The 14,822-nt window shown below is 48.3% G+C and carries 15 protein-coding genes; 14 read left to right on the forward strand and 1 reads right to left on the reverse strand.

The window, feature by feature from the left end; all coding sequences use genetic code 11:
* Positions 1 to 48: 48 nt before the first annotated feature.
* The 13 genes from HPY31_RS02565 (at position 49) to HPY31_RS02625 (ending at position 12,921) form a co-directional block, all read left to right on the forward strand.
* On the forward strand, positions 49 to 675 hold the full coding sequence (locus HPY31_RS02565) for a fumarylacetoacetate hydrolase family protein (RefSeq protein WP_172138139.1): 627 nt from the start codon (positions 49 to 51) through the stop codon (positions 673 to 675).
* Positions 676 to 976: 301 nt separating this feature from the next.
* A complete protein-coding gene (locus HPY31_RS02570) occupies positions 977 to 1,879 on the forward strand; it encodes a C40 family peptidase (RefSeq protein WP_172138141.1) in 903 nt (300 codons plus the stop codon).
* Positions 1,880 to 2,044: 165 nt separating this feature from the next.
* Positions 2,045 to 2,650, forward strand: a complete 606-nt coding sequence (locus tag HPY31_RS02575; protein WP_172138143.1) for a TetR/AcrR family transcriptional regulator — start codon at positions 2,045 to 2,047, stop codon at positions 2,648 to 2,650.
* A 33-nt stretch (positions 2,651 to 2,683) separates the two neighbouring features.
* A complete protein-coding gene (locus HPY31_RS02580; RefSeq protein ID WP_172138145.1) occupies positions 2,684 to 4,210 on the forward strand; it encodes an o-succinylbenzoate--CoA ligase in 1,527 nt (508 codons plus the stop codon).
* Between the two features lie 9 nt (positions 4,211 to 4,219).
* Complete coding sequence (locus tag HPY31_RS02585; RefSeq protein WP_172138147.1) at positions 4,220 to 4,636, forward strand: MaoC family dehydratase; 417 nt, start codon at positions 4,220 to 4,222, stop codon at positions 4,634 to 4,636.
* The gene (locus tag HPY31_RS02590) at positions 4,633 to 5,679 is read left to right on the forward strand and encodes a 3-oxoacyl-ACP synthase (protein ID WP_172138149.1); all 1,047 of its coding nucleotides are present in this window, start codon (positions 4,633 to 4,635) and stop codon (positions 5,677 to 5,679) included. The genes HPY31_RS02585 and HPY31_RS02590 overlap by 4 nt, the downstream gene beginning before the upstream one ends.
* A gap of 67 nt (positions 5,680 to 5,746) precedes the next feature.
* The gene (locus HPY31_RS02595) at positions 5,747 to 6,916 is read left to right on the forward strand and encodes a substrate-binding domain-containing protein (protein WP_371811670.1); all 1,170 of its coding nucleotides are present in this window, start codon (positions 5,747 to 5,749) and stop codon (positions 6,914 to 6,916) included.
* 12 nt (positions 6,917 to 6,928) lie between these two features.
* The gene (locus HPY31_RS02600; protein WP_172138151.1) at positions 6,929 to 7,699 is read left to right on the forward strand and encodes an ABC transporter ATP-binding protein; all 771 of its coding nucleotides are present in this window, start codon (positions 6,929 to 6,931) and stop codon (positions 7,697 to 7,699) included.
* Entirely contained in the window at positions 7,683 to 8,384 is a 702-nt protein-coding gene (locus HPY31_RS02605; protein ID WP_172138153.1) for an ABC transporter ATP-binding protein, read from the forward strand. Before HPY31_RS02600 ends, HPY31_RS02605 begins: the two co-directional genes overlap by 17 nt.
* Positions 8,385 to 8,411: 27 nt before the next feature.
* Positions 8,412 to 9,272 carry a branched-chain amino acid ABC transporter permease gene (locus HPY31_RS02610; RefSeq protein ID WP_172138155.1) on the forward strand — a complete coding sequence of 287 codons (861 nt, stop codon included), beginning with the start codon at positions 8,412 to 8,414 and terminating at the stop codon, positions 9,270 to 9,272.
* 7 nt (positions 9,273 to 9,279) lie between these two features.
* Positions 9,280 to 10,278 (forward strand): branched-chain amino acid ABC transporter permease, encoded by a 999-nt coding sequence (locus HPY31_RS02615; RefSeq protein WP_172138157.1) that lies wholly within the window; start codon positions 9,280 to 9,282, stop codon positions 10,276 to 10,278.
* 137 nt (positions 10,279 to 10,415) lie between these two features.
* Positions 10,416 to 11,999 carry an AMP-binding protein gene (locus HPY31_RS02620; RefSeq protein WP_172138159.1) on the forward strand — a complete coding sequence of 528 codons (1,584 nt, stop codon included), beginning with the start codon at positions 10,416 to 10,418 and terminating at the stop codon, positions 11,997 to 11,999.
* 109 nt (positions 12,000 to 12,108) lie between these two features.
* Complete coding sequence (locus tag HPY31_RS02625; protein WP_172138161.1) at positions 12,109 to 12,921, forward strand: transglycosylase domain-containing protein; 813 nt, start codon at positions 12,109 to 12,111, stop codon at positions 12,919 to 12,921.
* 122 nt (positions 12,922 to 13,043) lie between these two features.
* Here HPY31_RS02625 and xerS read toward each other — a convergent pair whose 3' ends face one another.
* Positions 13,044 to 14,156, reverse strand: coding sequence for a tyrosine recombinase XerS (gene xerS, locus HPY31_RS02630; RefSeq protein ID WP_172138171.1), 1,113 nt, complete (start codon positions 14,154 to 14,156; stop codon positions 13,044 to 13,046).
* Between the two features lie 145 nt (positions 14,157 to 14,301).
* Here xerS and HPY31_RS02635 point away from each other — a divergent pair, with 145 nt between their 5' ends.
* Positions 14,302 to 14,679, forward strand: a complete 378-nt coding sequence (locus HPY31_RS02635) for a (2Fe-2S) ferredoxin domain-containing protein (RefSeq protein WP_172138173.1) — start codon at positions 14,302 to 14,304, stop codon at positions 14,677 to 14,679.
* Positions 14,680 to 14,822: the final 143 nt, after the last annotated feature.

Raw genomic sequence — 14,822 nt, forward strand, 5'->3', positions numbered from 1 at the left:
CAGCCATGATATAGTGAAAAAAAGACAGCCACCAAAGGAGAGGACAAAATGGAGCCAGTCAAAAATATTTACTGTATCGGTCGCAACTATCGATTGCATGCTGCGGAGTTGGGGAATGATGTGCCAACCAAGCCAATGATCTTTGACAAGCCAACACATGCGCTTGCAATGGCAAATGGTGAGGCCATTGAGCTTCCTTCATCTCGTGGAGAGCTCCATTATGAGGCGGAGCTTGTGATTCACATCGCGAGGCCGTACGAGGCTGGCGTTACTCTTGACGAGATGATTGACAAAATAGCACTTGGGATCGACTTTACTTTGCGGGATGTTCAGAGCGAGCTGAAGAAAGCAGGGCATCCATGGTTGTTGGCAAAAGGGTTTAAAAATTCAGCGATTTTGACTTCTTTTCATCCTTTCCCAGGCATTCATGCGCTACACCAAACAGATTTCTCCTTGCTGAAAAATGGAGAGCAAGTGCAACGCGGCAATCTGCGTGATGTGATTTTTGATTTGGAAACGATTATTTCCTATATTTCCGAACATCTAGGACTGGATCAAGGGGATATCATTTACACGGGTACACCAGCGGGGGTAGGACCTGTTACGGATGGAGACGTCCTCACTCTCAAGTGGGGAGAAGAGACGTGGGGGCAGTTTACGGCGAAAATGAAATAGGGACAAATGGAGAACCATCTTCTGACAGAAACAAGCAGAAGATGGTTTTTGTTTGGGGTCCGGGCCAGCAATAAAGCGGGTTTTTGCGACGAAAATCATCTTTGATACCGTTTTGTAACCTTTATGGTCCTATAGAACTAAGAAGTAGCAACCGCCTACGTTACACCTTGTTTTCTGACTAGTCCCATGCTACCAATTCCATCATTGGAAAATTTTACGGTCTTATCCTCCTGTTTCCTCCTGCGCTATTCTGTCCATGTACCCAAGACGGGTGCCACAACATGACAAGGAGGAAAAGAAAGTGACGAAACGAGATTGGGTAATGAGGTCAACAGTAGCAGTCCTGCTGAGTACGTCCCTGTTAATGGGTGGTCAAGTTGGAGTAGTGGCCGCTAAGACGCAAGATTCAAAACAATCAGAGGTTGCAAATATTGCTACTTCTTTGATCGGGAAGGATTACGAGTACAAAGCAAAGGGACCGAAGCAATTCGGATCAGCAGAGCTGGCTACGTATGCGTACAAACAAGTAGGGATTTCCATCGGGAGCACAATCTCTAGCCTGTACAAGACTGGGACGAAAGTATCCGAAAAAAGCGTAACGCCAGGAGACTTGGTGTTCTTCGCCTCTAGCGGAAGCGGCAGCCCAACTTTTATGGGAATATACATAGGCAGTGATCAATTCGTTTATTCTTCGAAAGGGGAAGACGAGGTAGTTGTCAAAACATATTCGGAGTACAGTGACAAATTTGTAGGGGCTCGTCGTGTTATTGAGAGCAATTCCTCAGAGAATACGCCAAGCAAGCCAGAAAAGCCGACAAGCACTGTTGCCGATCAAGTCATTAAAAATGGCGAAAAGTATATGGGCACCAATTACAAATACGGCTCCAGTAGCAGTACGACCAAAACATTCGATTGCTCTTCCTTTACACAGCGCGTGTTTAAAGAAGCGGGCATTACATTGCCGCGCGACTCCCGCCAGCAATCTACTGTAGGAAAATCTGTTTCCAAAAGCAACCTGCAAAAAGGTGATCTGATCTTCATGAAGGCATCGGTAAACAGTACTTCTGATCGGATTACACACGTAGCTATTTATGCAGGGGATGGGAAAATCCTGCACACGTACGGCAGTCCTGGTGTGACTTATTCCAAGTACGACGGAACGAACTGGGAAAAGCGCACCGTGAAAATCAAGCGCGTCATTTAAGCATCCGATCTATTTCAGCTCTCGTGCATTTGCATGGGAGCTTTTGTATTATATATGACGCTTGTTCGCACAGATCGTTTCGCGTCAATTTTTGCCAATAGGGAACAAGAAAAGTGTTGTAATATTCAGAAATATACATATAATAAAAACTGAGAGGTGATTCAGGTGTCAGAAAATAGTCTACCTACCCCTGTTTTAACCAAGAAAGGACAGGAAACTCGCAAAAAAATACTGGATGCCGCAGAGCATGTGTTTGGCGAGCTGGGTTATTATGATGCATCTATCGTCTTGATTACGCAGCATGCACAGGTGTCCCAAGGAACGTTTTACAATTATTTCGAGTCGAAGAAAGCGATTTATGATGAATTGATCAGGCAGCTGAGTAGAGAGCTGCGTTCCACGATCAAAGAAGCGATCATGGGAGCAACCACGCAGGAAGAGAATTTGCGCCTAGGATTTCTGGCCTTTTTTCGTTGGATCAAACATCATCGCAACATGTACAGCATTATTCAACAGGCCGCGCTCGTCGACCAAGAGCTGTATCGCTGGTATTACGCCAAACTGGCAGCGGGGTACGTACGAAGTTTGAAGAACGCCATGAACGAAGGTGCGTTTCGAGAGATGGATCATGAGACGTTGGCTTATTGTCTCATGTCGATCGGACAATTCATCGGGATGCGTTGGGTTTACTGGGAAAATGAAGACGTACCGGAAGAGGTGGTAGAAACAGCCATGTCGATGATTATGAAAGGGATTGCTGCCAAGCCGTAACCGATCCATTTTAGAGGCAAAGGAGTAGAGTTCATGCACGGAATTGCTTATTGGATTGAAAAGCGAGCCCGAATCACTCCGACGCGGATCGCAGTGATTGCAAACGAGCAATCACTCACGTATCAGCAAACGAATGAGCAGATCCAACGTGTTGCCAATTATTTACGACATGAGCTACAGGTCAAAAAGGGGGATCGGATCGGCATTTTGTCCCAAAACAGTTTGGAGTATGTGCTTCTGCTGTTTGCCATCGCCAAACTCGGTGCGATAGCCGTCCCCTTTAATATCCGCTTGACCCCTGCAGAATTAGACTATCAGTTTGAGGATAGTGGTATTCGCGTGTTATGTGCCCAGCCAGAGTTCGCTGCTACCATTCAGTTGATCAAGGCGAAGGCAAGTGTTGCGCACATGATATGGCTGGAACCGGGAGAACTTCCTTGGAGCCAGGATGGCCCGAGTGAGTCATCCCAGCACAGTAGGACCGACGCAGATGATGGCAGTGGAGATGATCCATACATCATTTGCTATACATCAGGAACGACAGGAAAGCCTAAGGGAGCAGTGCTCACCCAAGAAAATATGTTTTGGAACTCCATACACAATGTAGCCGCGCTTGATCTCACCTCAGAAGACTGCTCGATTGTCTTATTGCCACTCTTTCATATCGGGGGAATCGGATTGTTCGCCTTCCCTACATGGCTTGCTGGCGGACGCGTCGTTGTAGCCGGGAAGTTCGACCCTGATAAAGCGATTCAACTAATCGAAACGCACCGAGTCACCATCGTGATGGGTGTGCCCGCCATCCATGAAGCCATTCGTCAAAGCCCTTTATTTGCAACCACATCATTCGATTCCGTCCGTTGGTTTTACAACGGCGGCGCTCCATGCCCCATGGAACTCATCCAGCATTTTCAGGAGCGAGGCCTCCCTTTTGGACAAGGATACGGCCTAACAGAAACATCCCCCACAGTGTTTATGATTGCGAAGGAAGATGCGAGAAGAAAAGCCGGATCAATCGGAAAGCCCGTCATGTTTTGTGAAGTCCGCCTGATCTCGGATGACGGAAAAGACGTGGGTCAGGGCGAAATCGGAGAATTGCTTGTCAAAGGCCCGAATGTGATGAAGGAATACTGGAACAGACCAGAAGAAACAGCCAGGACCATCCGCGATGGGTGGCTGTACACAGGGGATTTGGCACGTTTTGATGAAGAAGGGTTCGCCTATATCGTAGGAAGACGCAAAGACATGATTATCTCAGGCGGGGAGAACATTTATCCGCTGGAGCTGGAACAGGTCATCGGCGAGCTGGATGGTGTTCTAGAAGCCGCAGTCGTCGGTGTACCCGATGAAAAATGGGGAGAGGTCGCGAAGGCGTTTATCGTGCCCAAATCAGGTGCAGTCATCACGGAAGCACACATCAAAGAACACTGTGAGCAAAGACTGGCGAAGTATAAAATCCCGAAGTCATTCGTGTTTTTAACTGAGCTGCCACGCAATGCGACAGGGAAAATTGTCAAGCAAGCATTGACCAGATTGAAAACAGATTCCATTACACAATGAGGTGATTACATGGCGAGATTTGCAATAGGGGAGCAAGCATCTTTTAGCAGAACGATTACGGAGACTGATATCGTTCTATTTGCGGGAATGAGTGGGGATTATAATCCGGTGCACATTGACCAACAGTATGCAAAAGACACGCGATTTGGCCAGCGTATCTCACATGGACTGTTGACGGCGAGCATGTTGTCCAGATTGCTCGGGATGCAGCTGCCTGGCATCGGTTCCATTTACAAAGAGCAGACCATTTCGTTTACGGCTCCGGTATTGATCGGAGACACGATCACCGCGACCGCCACTGTGCTGGAGTATCAGGAAGAGCGGGGCATCATCCGATTGCTTACGGAATGCACGAATCAGCATGGAAAAGTAGTTCTGACTGGAACAGCGACGATGCTCGTACCGAGGGAAGGAGCGAAAGTATGAATCATCTTGAAGCGAATACGATCCACGAGCAGACCATCGGAGTGGAAGCGACGTCCGTATTTTTTCCTGAAGGCGTAGAAACAGCTGAATGTTTGGCTGAAAAGACAGGAATCCCCACGCAAGTCATTATCGAAAAATTCGGTCTTTACCAAAAGCATGTCGCAGATGACACCCTTCATGCATCAGACCTCGCTGTGCTTGCTGCCCAACAGTTGACCGGCTCGGTGATCGATCCATCTGAGATTGACGTGATTATCTACTTTGGCAGCCCGCACAAAGATTACTATGTATGGTCCAGCGCACCGAAGATTACATACGAACTAAAAGCGACAAACGCATACGGTTTCGAGATGATGAACGTCAGCTCGTGTTTTCCAATCGCCTTGAAAGTTGCCAAAGATATGCTGACGGCAGACGCATCCATTGAAAACATCTTGCTGGTTGCTGGCTGTAAAGAATCACAAATCGTCGATTACGACAATCCTCGCTCACGCTTCATGTTTAATTTTGCAGATGGGGGGACAGCGGCTCTCGTAAAACGTGGAGCTACTAAGAGCAGAATTCTCCACAGCTGTGTCATCACCGATGGTTCTTTTCATGATGATATAAGGGTACCCGCAGGCGGTTCAAAGCACCAACCTAGTCATGAAACGGTGGAAAACAGACTTCATTACATCGATGTGCCGAATCCGAGTGATATGAAAGAACGACTTGATCCCATCTCAATACCAAACTTTGTTCATGTGGTAGAGCAGGCATTGGCAAAAAGTAATCGTTCGTTGCGTGATTTGAAGCTGCTGCTTCCTTTGCACACAAAGCGTTCGATGTTCTTGGAGCTATTGGAACGTTTGCAACTGAGCGAGGAGCAGGCCGTTTATCTCGATCATTACGGGCATTTGTCTGCACTCGATCCGTGTATTGGACTGCATGTCGCACAGCAAGAGGGACGTCTTGCCCCAGGGGATATTGTTGTAGCTGTCAGTGCTGGTACTGGATATACGTGGGCTGCAACTGTACTGGAATGGTTAGCAGAATCGCAATGAACATGATGACTTTCGAGGAGGAACGGGCGTGAAAAGAAGAGGATGGAAAATGCTGCTCCCGCTAGCGATGTCTGTCGTGCTGGTTGTTGGTTGCAGCCAAAATGAAAGCGCTTCATCTGGTGGCGGCAATACGATCAAGGTAGGCGTACTCGCTTCGCTCACAGGCCCATTGGAGAGCTACGGCAAGCAGACGGCAAGAGGTTTTGAGCTCGGGCTCGATTATGCAACAGAAGGCAAGCGAGAGATCGGTGGCAAAAAGATCGAGTTTGTCGTGGAGGATACGGAGACGAAGCCGGATGTCGCCGTTCAAAAAGCAACGAAGCTCCTGGAAACTGACAAGGTAGATTTTCTCGTAGGCTCCTCGAGTTCAGGCGATACGCTAGCTGTCCTTCCTCTGGCAGAGGAGTACAAAAAAGTCATGGTCGTAGAACCAGCAGTAGCAGATAGTATCACCGGGAAAAACTGGAACAAATACATTTTTCGCACAGGTCGAAATTCTTCGCAGGACGCAGTAGCAGGCGCGGCGGCGATTGCTTCCAAAGGAACAAAAATCGCGACAATGGCTCAAGACAGCGCCTACGGTCGTGAAGGGATCGAAGCCTTTAAGACCGCCGCTGAAAAATTAGGGGCTGTCATTATCGAAGAGCAATACGTGGACACGAGCACGACTGATTTTACAGCCAACATTCAAAAAATCATGAGCGCCAAACCCGAGTATGTGTTCATCACGTGGGCAGGCTCGAACTCCCCGTGGAAACAGCTGCAAGATATGCAGGTTCAGAAAAAAGGCATCAAGGTGTCTACGGGAGCGCCTGATATTGCTGCATTGAAAACGATGGAGGCAATGATCGGGATGGAAGGCTTCTCAGTGTATTACCATTCGCTCCCCAAAACGAAAATGAACGATTGGCTCATCGATGAACACAAGAAGCGTTTTCAAGGCGAGATTCCAGATTTATTTACGGCAGGCGGGATGACGGCAGCCGTAGCGATTGTGGAAGCACTGAAAAAGACGAACGCCGATACAGATTCGGAGAAGTTGATTGCTGCGATGGAAGGCATGACCTTTGATTCGCCGAAGGGTCAGATGCAGTTCCGGGTGGAGGACCATCAGGCACTGCAAACATTATACGCAATCAAGCTAGAGAAAAAAGACGGAGTCGATCATCCGGTCCCTGTGCTTGTTCGGGAGATGACGATGGAAGAGACAGCGCCACCTGTCCGGAACCAGAAGTAGAGGAGGTGTGTGATGAGTTACTTGTTGGAAACGGTTGACGTAAGCGTAGCATTCGGGGAGCAAACAGTCATAAACAAGGTATCGCTACGCATACCGAAGCAGCGATTTACTTCGATCATCGGACCGAATGGAGCTGGAAAGACGACGCTGTTTAACTTGCTAAGCGGACAGCTTACTCCCTCGCAAGGAATAATCAAGTACAAGGGACAAGAGATTACACACTTGCCCCCAGCAGCACGAGCGAGAATGGGGATTGGCAGGTCGTTTCAATTGACAAACTTATTTCCCAAGCTAACGGTACGGGAAAATATTCGATTAGCCGTGCAGGCTTCACAGGGAGTTCGGTTTCGTCTATGGATTTCCCAGGCAGATCAGATGCGACAGGCTGAGGAAGTTGAACGATTGCTGCATCTGGTAATGCTGGAGAAAAAGGCGGATGTGCTGGCAAGCCTACTGGCGCATGGGGAGAAACGAAAGCTGGAGCTGGCCATGCTACTTGGACTGTGTCCGGATGTTCTTTTACTCGACGAACCGACGGCGGGGATTTCGTTGGAGGAAGTCCCGGCTGTATTGAGGGTGATCGAATCCATAAAGGAAAGCAATTCGTGCACGATCATCCTCATCGAACACAAGATGGACATGGTCAAATCACTCTCCGATCACATGGTCGTTCTGTTTCATGGAGAGCTATTGGCTGAGGGGACACCGACTGACATGATGCGAAATGAACAGGTGCAATCTGCCTACTTGGGAGGGTTGTATAAGCATGATGCTGCAACTTGATCAGATTGAAACGTACCTCGACCAGTTTCACATCTTGCAGGGTGTCTCGCTCTCCGTGCAAGCAGGTAGTATTACTGTCCTGTTTGGTCGAAACGGCGCTGGCAAAACAACGACGCTTCGTTCCATCATGGGGCTTGCACCGATCTGTCATGGGCAAATTCGCTATCGAGGAGAAGAAATCGGACATTTGCCGACCTATTCCATCGCACGTAAAGGGATTGGGTATGTGCCCGAGAATCAAGGGATTTTTCATGATTTTACGGTAGAAGAGACGTTCCGGCTCGCCATGCAAAAAAATGACGACGAACAAAAAGAAAAGCTCGCGTGGATGCTCGATCTTTTTCCAGATCTGCATCACTACTGGAAAAAGAAAAGTGGGCACTTAAGCGGTGGTCAAAAGCAAATGCTTGCGATTGCACGAGCTTACGTGAACAGCAACGGACTCTTGTTAATAGACGAGCCGAGCAAGGGGCTTGCACCCATCATGGTTGAAAAGCTCATGCTCCACATCGAATCGATGAAAGAGAAAACGACCGTGTTATTAGTTGAACAAAACTTTATGATGGCGAGCATGATTGGCGAGCAGTACTACTTGATGGATGAAGGGAAAATTGTCCGCAGTGGCGCGATGCAGGAGTTGAAGGATGATGCAGATACGCGACAAAAATATTTGGGTATTGCTTGAGCGTATGACAGGGAGGGGGAGGATGAAATGGATGTCGCGATAAATTTGCTTGTAAATGGACTGGCGACAGGCACACTCATTTTCTTGCTCGCTTCCGGGCTCACGTTGATCTTTGGCTTAATGAGTGTGTTGAACTTTGCCCACGGTGGATTGTTTGCCTGGGGAGCCTTTGCTGGTGTATGGCTTTTCGGATTAACAGATAGCTTTTTTCTGGCCATCGTAGGTGCTGCTGTCATCGGGATGCTGCTCGGTTTCGTGCTAGAGCGCGTACTGATCCGTCCCGTGTACGGTGATCATATTCAGCAACTGCTCGTGACATTGGGCGGAATGCTCGTGATCAGTGAATTGCTCAAGGTATTTTGGAGTCCCAATCCCATTCGGGCAGGCTTACCAGATTATTTGCAAGGGAGCATCGAGCTTGGCGACATTATACTAATTACGTATCGCTTGTTTGTCATCGTAGTGGGAATAGCTGTGTACGTCGGGTTGCACCTGCTATTGACGAGAACGAGACTAGGCTTGATCGTCCGAGCGGGCGTCATCGATAAGGAAATGGTGCAGGCACTCGGCATCAATATTAAACAAGTGTTTACTTTCGTCTTTTTGCTGGGGGCAGGCATGGCTGCGCTGGGAGGAAGTCTGCTAGCCCCGTATTCGGGGGTTATTTTTGCGGAAATGGGTATGCAGTATGCGATTCTGGCATTCATCGTCGTCATTGTCGGTGGGATGGGAAGCGTTCAAGGCTCTATGATTGCGGCGCTTTTAGTAGGGGTGCTTGGCTCGTTTATGGCTTACTTCGTTCCAGAGCTTTCACTGGCAGTGAACATGCTGCTGATGCTGGCAGTGCTGCTTATCAAACCATCCGGCCTGTTTGGAGCGAAGGGGTGATCATGCGTTGACTACATCCGGATTGCTGAACCATCGTTTTATCCTCTTTGTGTTTTTGTCTTTGGCGGTTTTACCATTTCTTTCAGACTCGCGAAGCCTGTACATCTTGTTCACCCAAATCTTTATCTTTGCGATTTTTGCGATGAGCTTTGATTTGTTGCTCGGCTATACGGGGATCGTCTCATTCGGACATGGTATGTTTTTCGGAATAGGTGCGTACTCTGTGTCTTTATTTCTGAAAAACTTTGACGCGTCAGTCGGCTATTTCTTACTTGGGGTACTCGTAGCCATCGTGCTATCTGGGATTCTCAGCTATGTGATCGGGATGCTATCCTTGCGCTTGAAAAGCCATTTTTATGCGATGCTGACCTTGGCGATTTCCCAGCTGCTATTCGTACTGGCAGAGAAATGGCGCTCGCTGACGATGGGTGGGGATGGCTTCACCTTCCCGGTACCTGAGTTGTTTCGGGATCGTTTGTCCTTTTACTATGTATGCCTGCTGTTAATGGTCATGCTGTTCGTCATCTTGCGGGCGTTTACGCGCTCACCACTCGGCAAGGTACTGAAAGCCATCGGTCAAAATGAACAACGCGCGGAAGCGTTAGGCTATCAAATTCTTCATTATAAGGTAATCGTCAGCATTGTCGCTGGAGTGGTTGCAGCGATTAGTGGGGGCTTGTACGCGGTCATGCTGCGATTCGTAAACACCCAAGTGTTTTCAATTGAAACGACACTGGATGCACTCTTGATGAGCATGATCGGTGGGCTGGGAACGCTATTTGGCTCTATTTTGGGGTCGGGGATCGTAGAGCTGGCGCATCACGGACTGACTGAGCTGGCGAAGCTTCACCCGATATTCGAGAGATGGGTCATATTCCTTGGCTTGCTCTATATTTTGGTCGTTCTCTGCTTTCCGAGCGGAATTGTCGGCAGCTTTCAAGAGTGGAGGGAAAAAAGAAAACAGCGTTCCGTGCAGGGTACGACGATCATAGAGCCTGTAGAGTGATAGGGATAAAAAGAAAGGAGGTCAACCGATGGAAAAGGTTGGCCTTTTTTTGTCCCATTTTTGTCGAAAGAAAAAGGTGAAAATTATAGTGATGTCGAATTATAATTCATCAATCTTTGAAAAGGTGGAGATGTGCTATGGAATTAAAGATGCCAGTGAACTATAATTTCGCAGCCCAGGTGGATGAATGGTCGAAAAAACATCCAGAGAGACGTGCGGTTTGGGAGTTAGATGAGCAAGGCCAGGAACACATCCTTACGTACGAGGATTTGCGCCAATATTCAAATAAAATCGCAAATGGACTAGGGTCCATTGGAATCGGGCATGGAGACCGGGTACTCGTCCTCGTTTCCCGAGGAACATTGGCTTACGGTCTCTATTTGGCACTGCTGAAGCTAGGGGCAGTGATTTTGCCAGGGTCTGAGATGCTGCGTTCCAAAGATATCGAGTACCGGATCAATCATGCAAAAGTAAAGGCAGTGATCAGCTTCGCGGGAGCAATGAGTGAGGTTGATCTGACGAGAGGCAACTGTTCGACCCTGCAACACTACATCACGACGGGCGAAGAGAAAGAAGGGTGGATTTCGCTTGAGGGGTTACTCCAGGGGCAGAACACAGAATTTGAGGTAGTAAACACGAAGTCAGATGAGCTGGCCTTCCTGTCTTATACTTCAGGGACGACTGGGGGGCCAAAAGGGGTTATGCACGTTCACGGTTGGCCTTTTGCGCATTTGGCTGTAGCTGCTACACAGTGGCTAGACGTTCGCGAAGGTGATGTGGTCTGGGCAACGGCTGGTCCTGGTTGGGCCAAGTGGATCTGGAGTCCGTTTGTCTCTACGTTAGGACTGGGAGCGACCGCGTTCGTCTATAAAGGAAAGTTTTCTGCGGAAAATTATTTGACGATTCTGCAAAATTACCCGGTGTCTGTTTTATGTGCGACGCCAACCGAGTACAGAATCATGGCAAAGGTAACGGATTTAGAACAATACAAGCTGTCCGCCCTGCGCTCCGCATGTTCGGCTGGTGAACCACTCAATCGGGAAGTGATCGACACATTCCGCCGCGTCTTCCAGTTGACCGTACGAGATGGATACGGACAGACAGAGAACACTTTACTGGTGGGTACCTTTGTCGGCATGGAGCCAAGGCCAGGTTCAATGGGCAAGCCATCGCCAGTTGTAAGGATCGCCATTATTGACGAAGAAGGAGCGGAGCTGCCAGTAGGCAAAGTAGGCGATATTGCCATTGATCGCCATATGGTGGCGCTGTTCAAAGGCTATCTGGATGATCCCGGGCGCACTGCCAGAGCGTTTCGCGGCGACTGGTACGTGACGGGTGATCAAGGCCGCATGGACGAAGAGGGCTATATCTGGTTCGAAGGACGTTCTGATGACATTATCATCTCAGGCGGATATACGATTGGTCCGTTTGAGGTCGAGGATGCGCTGGTGAAGCATGCGGCGGTAGCGGAATGTGCGGCGGTTGCCAGTCCTGATCCAGAGCGTGGTCATGTGGTAAAAGCCTTTGTCATCCTGAAAAAAGGGAATGAGCCTTCCGAAGAGATGATCGTGGAATTGCAAAACCATGTCAAGCAATTAACTGCGCCGTATAAATACCCGCGCAAAATCGAGTTTGTACAAGAACTGCCGAAAACGACCTCCGGTAAAATCAGACGGATCGAACTGCGGCAGCAGGAGGCACAGCAAAATCAGCATTTATAGGGAATCGTTTGGCTTACGAAATTGTAAGATTGCTGTAAGTGGATTCGATGGGACGAAATGCGTGCATCCCCTACAATGTGAGTAGAAGCAAGGCAAGGGGGAATGCAGCATGAACCACCTTCCAATCCCATTAGGAAGAAACACCGACTTGTATGAAGCGGCGAGCATGCCCAAGATTAAGAAACTCGGTGTTCGTTGGAAAAAACGACTGCGTATCAGTTTTCTCGTGATCATGATGGCAGCCATCTTGGCGCCGCTCGTGCTTGCGTGGACAGGGAATATATGGATAGACGAAAATAAGCTGGCTGCTGTTCAGCAATCCAACAGTTATGTAAAGCTGGACGAAATGCCTGATTATGTGTGGAAGGCATTCGTTGCAATAGAGGATCATCGGTTTATGCAGCATCCAGGAGTGGACCCGATTGGATTGAGTCGAGCGATCTGGGTCGATGTCAAGGAAGGTGCCTACGTGCAGGGCGGAAGTACAATCACCATGCAGTTGGCGCGGAATCTGTTTCTGACGAACGACAAAACGATGACTAGAAAAGTAAAGGAAGTCGCGATCGCGTTACAACTAGAGCAGCGATACAGCAAAAAAGAACTGCTCGAAATGTACCTCAACGTCATTTATTTCGGGCACGGAAAATACGGAATTGGCGAGGCTGTTCCCTTTTACTTCGGAAAAAAAGCTAATGAAACAGGAAATCGAGCAGTAACGTTAGGAGAAGCGGCCATGCTGGCTTCTTTGCCGAAAGGACCAGAGCGTTACTCACCGGTAAAGAACTGGGACAGAGCCAAACAACGGCAGGAGGTTGTACTGAATCGGATGAACGAACTGGCAGTGATCGATCAAAGTGAAAGTACATTGGCAAAGCATGAGCAGATATCCATTGTTCCTACTGCCAAACGCGCTGCGAAATAAACGAATGTGATGGAATCCCCTGTCTGGATGGCAGGGGATTTTTGCTATGGATCAGAAGAAGTATGCATTTCACATGGCCAGTTTCCAGATGATGGAACAGTGGCGGGGATGCAGAGCGCTTCTTATGTCGTTCGGTTCACAGCCTTGCCCAAAGCATCTTCCAATACATGCGCATACTGCATAGTCGTTTCGATTTTGGAGTGCCCGAGCTGTGCTTGGAGCTGATGGGGGTCAGGGTTCAAGCGGAGAAACTGGGTAGCAAAGCTGTGACGAAGCTTATGGACAGACAAATCGGGAATGCCGAATGCTTTCGCATACTTTTTGACCAGCTTTTGGACAGAACGCACTTCAATGCGATGCCCATTCGGATTGGCAGGGGAAACAGCGAGAAAAACAGCGTCCTCTTGCGGTTCGGGATTGTATTTGTCACGCAGCTGCAAGTATTTGGCCAAGTACTCTTTGCCCCAGTCACTGAAAAAAGGAGCGTCTTCTTTCTTTCCTTTGCGAATCAATTTCAACTGGTTTTTTTCCATAATAATGTCGGATAGATCGAGACTGACGATCTCTGACACGCGGAAGCCACCGGAGAGAATCATCGCGATCAAGGCGGTGTCCCGGTCGCGGTTTTGCATGTGATACTGCTTCTTTTTTTCCGTATCGCAATGAGCCAAATATCCGTTGTAGACAAAATCAACGAACTGATAGATTTCGTCGTCTATCAAGATTTTTGCCCGAATGGCGTGGGCGCGTGCGAGGGGAGTCAGCTCCGTGATCTCCAGCTCGATTTTGGCGAGTACATTCCGCGTCAAATACGATTCCCCATTCTCATCCTCAGCGAGGGCGGACAAGTAATGAAAAAGTGATTTCAGGCTCGATATTTTTCTGCTGATCGTGCGGTCACTGTACTCTTTCTTCGCGCTTTTGGTAGGGTTCGAGAGCAAGACGGATCGCTCATACAGATGCGACTCCTGCAAGTATAATATGTAGCTTTCTACCGTTTCCTTCTTCAAATCATTCAAATCGCTTAATGGAATGTCCTTCATATCTGTTGCGGTACTCAATCCTTCTGTCATCATCCAGCGAAAGAAAAAAGAGAAATCGCGTAGGTATCCAAGCAAGGTGGAGGGTGAGTTCTTTTTGGATTTTTTATGCTCAATAAACTTTTCGACATACCACGGGTAGGAGCCCACTGTTTGTAAAAGCTGCAAGGCATCGCGCTGTTTGGTAACGGACATGCTTTCACCACCAACATCTATTTGTAATCGTATACGAACATATATTCTATCAAAAACCAAACGTTCTGGGAATTGCAAATTGAACAAGAAACCGTCATGATTGGGAGTGTGGATCGATGTTGGACAAGAACGGAGTGGATTTATAGTGGCAACATGGGACTTATCTCAGACGAGACATCATGTGCTGATTTGTAACGGTGGAAGCTGTATGCGCAAGGGTGGAGAAGAGGTTACGGTGGCGATACGCGAAGCGATTACCGAAGCAGGCTTGGATGACTATGTACATACAACCCGCACGCGTTGCAACGGACGCTGTGAGGACGCATGTGTGATGATCGTGTACCCCGAAGGAATCTGGTATGAAAACGTGACACCAGAAGATGCACAGCTGTTGGTGGAAGAGCATTTTCAAAACGGCAGACCAGTAGAGTCCTTGATGACGCATCGCTTCGAATCGAACGGTTTTGTGCGTACGATAGACACCAAGCCCGGTATCTTAAAATCACAAAAGGCAAAAAAATGAGGAAAAGGCCACGATCTGCTTATGAAGCGAGAGAGTGGTTTTTTCATTTTCAGGAGTCTACGATTTACGACAAAAGGAGAAAGTAGGAGAGATGGTAATATCAAAAGGAAAATGATTGAAAGCGTTAACAATATGTCTTTGTG

The sequence above is a fragment of the Brevibacillus sp. HB1.3 genome (assembly GCF_013186635.1).
GTDB classification, from domain to species: domain Bacteria; phylum Bacillota; class Bacilli; order Brevibacillales; family Brevibacillaceae; genus Brevibacillus; species Brevibacillus brevis_D.

Excerpts from the sequence above, each read along its gene's own strand:
- HPY31_RS02565 (WP_172138139.1), top strand. The coding sequence starts at position 49 with ATGGAGCCAGTCAAAAATATTTACTGTATCGGTCGCAACTATCGATTG.
- HPY31_RS02580 (WP_172138145.1), top strand. The coding sequence starts at position 2,684 with ATGCACGGAATTGCTTATTGGATTGAAAAGCGAGCCCGAATCACTCCG.
- HPY31_RS02585 (WP_172138147.1), top strand. The coding sequence starts at position 4,220 with ATGGCGAGATTTGCAATAGGGGAGCAAGCATCTTTTAGCAGAACGATT.
- HPY31_RS02590 (WP_172138149.1), top strand. The coding sequence starts at position 4,633 with ATGAATCATCTTGAAGCGAATACGATCCACGAGCAGACCATCGGAGTG.
- HPY31_RS02595 (WP_371811670.1), top strand. The coding sequence starts at position 5,747 with ATGTCTGTCGTGCTGGTTGTTGGTTGCAGCCAAAATGAAAGCGCTTCA.
- HPY31_RS02600 (WP_172138151.1), top strand. The coding sequence starts at position 6,929 with ATGAGTTACTTGTTGGAAACGGTTGACGTAAGCGTAGCATTCGGGGAG.
- HPY31_RS02605 (WP_172138153.1), top strand. The coding sequence starts at position 7,683 with ATGATGCTGCAACTTGATCAGATTGAAACGTACCTCGACCAGTTTCAC.
- HPY31_RS02610 (WP_172138155.1), top strand. The coding sequence starts at position 8,412 with ATGGATGTCGCGATAAATTTGCTTGTAAATGGACTGGCGACAGGCACA.
- HPY31_RS02620 (WP_172138159.1), top strand. The coding sequence starts at position 10,416 with ATGGAATTAAAGATGCCAGTGAACTATAATTTCGCAGCCCAGGTGGAT.
- HPY31_RS02625 (WP_172138161.1), top strand. The coding sequence starts at position 12,109 with ATGAACCACCTTCCAATCCCATTAGGAAGAAACACCGACTTGTATGAA.
- xerS (WP_172138171.1), bottom strand. The coding sequence starts at position 14,156 with ATGTCCGTTACCAAACAGCGCGATGCCTTGCAGCTTTTACAAACAGTG.